The sequence below is a fragment of the Rhizobium sp. UFLA01-1127 genome (assembly GCF_059803845.1).
On sequence record NZ_JAUQTZ010000249.1, the window covers coordinates 1 to 3,854 of the forward strand.

The 3,854-nt window shown below is 57.8% G+C and carries 3 protein-coding genes and 1 pseudogene; all 4 read right to left on the reverse strand.

The window, feature by feature from the left end:
* Positions 1–211 (reverse strand): annotated as a pseudogene (locus Q4Q11_RS31130) (hypothetical protein); the annotation flags it as partial.
* Positions 212–687: 476 nt separating this feature from the next.
* The gene (locus Q4Q11_RS31135; protein WP_498571898.1) at positions 688–2,016 is read right to left on the reverse strand and encodes a flagellar hook protein FlgE; all 1,329 of its coding nucleotides are present in this window, start codon (positions 2,014–2,016) and stop codon (positions 688–690) included.
* A gap of 190 nt (positions 2,017–2,206) precedes the next feature.
* On the reverse strand, positions 2,207–2,923 hold the full coding sequence (locus Q4Q11_RS31140) for a hypothetical protein (protein WP_498571899.1): 717 nt from the start codon (positions 2,921–2,923) through the stop codon (positions 2,207–2,209).
* A 156-nt stretch (positions 2,924–3,079) separates the two neighbouring features.
* Complete coding sequence (locus Q4Q11_RS31145; RefSeq protein ID WP_498571900.1) at positions 3,080–3,697, reverse strand: methyltransferase domain-containing protein; 618 nt, start codon at positions 3,695–3,697, stop codon at positions 3,080–3,082.
* Positions 3,698–3,854 lie beyond the last annotated feature (157 nt).

Genomic DNA, 3,854 nt, shown 5'->3' on the forward strand with positions numbered 1-3,854 from the left:
CGCTTACCTTTTGCATGTAGAGCGCGCGCGCCCTTTGCAGGATCGGCTGGGCAATCTGACCGTCACCCTGTCCGACATAGGCCTTCAGCCATGCCGGAATATCCGATGGCCGCTCTGCGGCGAAGGATTGCGATGTTGCCGGGATGACGATGGCGAGGGAGCAAAGGCTGAGCATCTGGGCGACGCTTCTAAGGGCATATCTCAACCGCACGGAATTAAATCTCCTATCAAATATTCCTGGACCCGTACGCGCCGCTGCCGGCAAGAGCGGTATCGGCTGCCTGCCTGCCCCACAAGCACGGCTACCATGCGCCCGAATCCAGAAATCATAGTTGTGCGCTGCTTTGCTGAACGAGACCCTAACAGCGGAGGGAAATCATCGTGGCAACGATGTAAAATTCGCACCGACGCTGAAATGACCTCGGCTGTTCCGTGCCACAATTCCCCGCTGATCACGGCGCAAATATGGCTGACTTCGATCAGGGATATCACCTCGTTCCGCCGGATAGCCGTGCCCGTCCTTCGGTCGATGTGGTCCATGAGAATTATGCTTTTAAATAGACGACGCAGCATACAGGCCAGCAAGGTCATGACGTCATGTGCCATGATGAACGCACAACCTTGAGGTGAACCGTCAGGAAACGAAAAAAGGCCCCGAAGGGCCTTTTAAGCTGCTTGAAAGGAAGACTAGCGCTGGAGATTGACGAGCACGTCCAGAAGGTCGGTACCCGTCTGGAAGACCTTGGAGTTGGCCGTATAGCTCTTCTGCGCCTGGATCATGTCGGTGAGCTGACCTGCCAGGTCGACGTTCGATGCCTCCAGCGAGTTCGACTGGACGTATCCGAGACCGTTGCTGTTGGCGAAGCTCGTGACGGTGACGCCGGAATCGGCATTGGCCTGATAGACGTTGCCACTCATCAGCGTCAGCTTGTCCGGGCTTGCAACGGTTGCTAGCGGGATCTGATAGATCGCCTTCGGATCGCCGGTCTTGTAGTTTGCATAGACGACGCCGCTCTTGTCGATGGTCACGCCGGTAACGGGGCTGGCCGCTTGTCCGTTGGTCGAGCCGGTCGAGCTGAAGTCCGTAGCCTTCTGCGTCATCCCGGTCAGATCCATCTGGATGGTTCCACCGGTCTTCGGATCGACAATATTAAACACGCCCTTGCCGTCGGCAACCTGGTTTCCGTTTGCATCAAAAGTCAAAGTGGTCGTGCCAACAGGCGCCGCGGAATACGGAAACGAACTGCTGCCGGAGGTGTTCGCATCAGCATGGCGATAAACCGCTACTTCCCACTGGTCGGACGTTGCAGCAGTGGAATCCGCGCCCGAGATCTTAGTATAATAAACGTCATACATGACGCTGTTGCCAAGTTTGTCATAGGCGACGACCGAGCTCTTCTGGGTATTGGTCGTAACTGGAGGGGTGCTACCCGTGCCGCCGGTAGAGGTGTCCGTGTTAGCCTTACTCGGCAAAGCAGCGGACGAGCCAGTAACAACGGTTGCATTCGAGTTAAGGTTGCCCTTGAAGGTTCCAGTTGTAGAAGCTTCGCTTGCAAGGCCGTTCTGGTTGACGTTGATCGGCACCAGGCCGTCGAAGCCGTTGACGACGACGGCGGGTGCTCCGGACGCATAGGAGTAGCCCATCAGCGTGTAGCCGGCGGAATTGACGAGATTGCCATTGGCATCGGGGGTAAAGTCACCCGCGCGTGTCAGAACCGTCTTGCCGTCGGCGCCCTGCACGACGAAGAAGCCGGCGCCGCGGATCGACAGATCGGTGCCGGAATTGGTGGAGATGGCATCGCCCTGCTGCGTCACCGAATAGCTGACATTCGTCTCGACGCTGCCGGAATTGTAGCTGCCGCCGCCCGAGGGCAGAATCAACGACGAAAAGCTGGCGCTTGCCGACTTATAGCCCGTTGTGTTGACGTTCGCGATGTTGTCCGACACGGTGCTAAGCTTATTTGCCTGCGCATTCATGCCTGAAACTGCCGTTTTCATGCTACCAAAGATGCTCATTGGTTCCTCGCACGTTGCTGATGGCGGCAGGATAACCAGAGTGACTTGTGTGAAACTGGCTTTTTCCGGTGTCGCGACGTCGGCAAAACCGCATCGCGCCGCCGGTTTATGCGGCTCCATATGGCCTTGTATTTGCCAGCAGCGATCAGCACAAAGCACGCGAAACGCGCCATGCGCCACAGAGCGGAACTTACGGGGAAGGCAAATGCGGGGCCGGGAAATCCAGTACCCGGCTGGTATAGCTTTCGATCAATGCGCTGAACGGCGTGCCGTCAGGCAGCTTGAGCACGGCGTGATGTTCGAGCAGGAACGGCGGCAGTGTAAAGGATCCGGTTGCCGGCGACGGCAGATCGGCACCCATTTCCCATCCTTGCGGCAGAGGCGACCAGAGCAGTTTTGCCGACAGGTTCGTACGGGAGAAATTAAGGGCCTGAACGGCGCGACCGAAGGCGACGTCGCTCGTATCGAGCGTCTTGTTCATCTCGGCCGTGAGCTTTGCCGGCACGTACCAGTTATCCGCTTCGGACAGGATGCGATCGCCGCAGGCCAGCCGCACGCGGCGATAGGCGACAGGTTCGTCGGCTCCGACGGCAAGCAGCTTCCGAATCGAAGCATCGGCGGGCTTGTCCTGGCCGCGTACACGCTGTGCGACGATCTTGGAGCCTTCCGGGGCGAGCTTGTGCGCGGCACACCAGCGGTCGAGCGTCAGTGTGGCGCTGGCATTGCTGAGAAGATCGGCATTCAAGGTCTGCAGAATTGCGAGGGCTTCCAATCGCGAAGCCGGCGTATCGGGCCATGGGGAAGTGGCAGACATGTCCTGCGCCATCGCTGTCTGGGCGCCAAACGTCATGGCAACCGAGCTGCCCATGGCAATGATGCGGACAAGCGATGAAGACCGGAACAGCATTCTGATGAAATCCTCCGCACAAACGGACCTACGGGTGAGAACTCGGTGATTGGCGGTTCGCCGACGGCATAGATGGCAACCGTGCCGTCTTTGGCAAGGCCTAAAATGCCCGCGCGGATGTGCGCGGCAACTGGCCGCAAAGCAAATCGTCTCGTTCTAGCCGGCGGTGCGGCTGATATGGAGGCCGTAGACACTTGCCCATTCCTGAGCGACGAAATCGGTCAACACGGAGGGGATTTCAACAAGGGCACTATGTCTCGCTAAAACGTGGAACCCTCTTGGAAGGCAGGTCGCAATGCGATCGATGATCTTTTCATAATCGACGATCAACATCTCGCGCCCGGCCATGAGATCAAACAATACCGGATCGGCGATCACATGTTCGTTCTCGCAGAACCAGTAGGAGGAGATCGTCAGGTCGGGAAGGTAGCCGATCTGCGCCGGCAGGTTTCGCCGCTCGAACGCGAAGCTTCCGGGAAGCCCTGCCGCCGACATGAGCTCTTCCGCCAGCCGAAGCTGGGTTTCCGAGGCATCCAGGCCCTGAAGCTTGAGATCGGGATTGTCGGCGAGATAGGCAAAGGCGAGGCTGAAGGCGCCAGAGCCGCAGCCGAGATCGCATACCGTTTCGTATCGACGTATGGCAGCGCCGAGGCTGGTAAGCGCCCGCAGGCATTTCAGAGAATTTCGCATTCCGAAGGCGCGGGTGAACGCATCCGCAGAGCGGCCGTAATCGAATATCTCGATCTGCCGACGGCTGTTGACAGTATTGAGCAAGGCAATTGAATCGCTGTTTGGGCGATATAGATGATTGCACCTTAGAAGTGTCTCGGAAAAACCTTCGAGATGTCGCTCCCGCACGTCCATGTATACCATAAAATCCATCCTCGCTGAGAGTGTATTCTTTCGTATGACTGGAAAGAGATCATACCCC

Excerpts from the sequence above, each read along its gene's own strand:
- Q4Q11_RS31140 (WP_498571899.1), bottom strand. The coding sequence starts at position 2,923 with ATGCTGTTCCGGTCTTCATCGCTTGTCCGCATCATTGCCATGGGCAGC.
- Q4Q11_RS31135 (WP_498571898.1), bottom strand. The coding sequence starts at position 2,016 with ATGAGCATCTTTGGTAGCATGAAAACGGCAGTTTCAGGCATGAATGCG.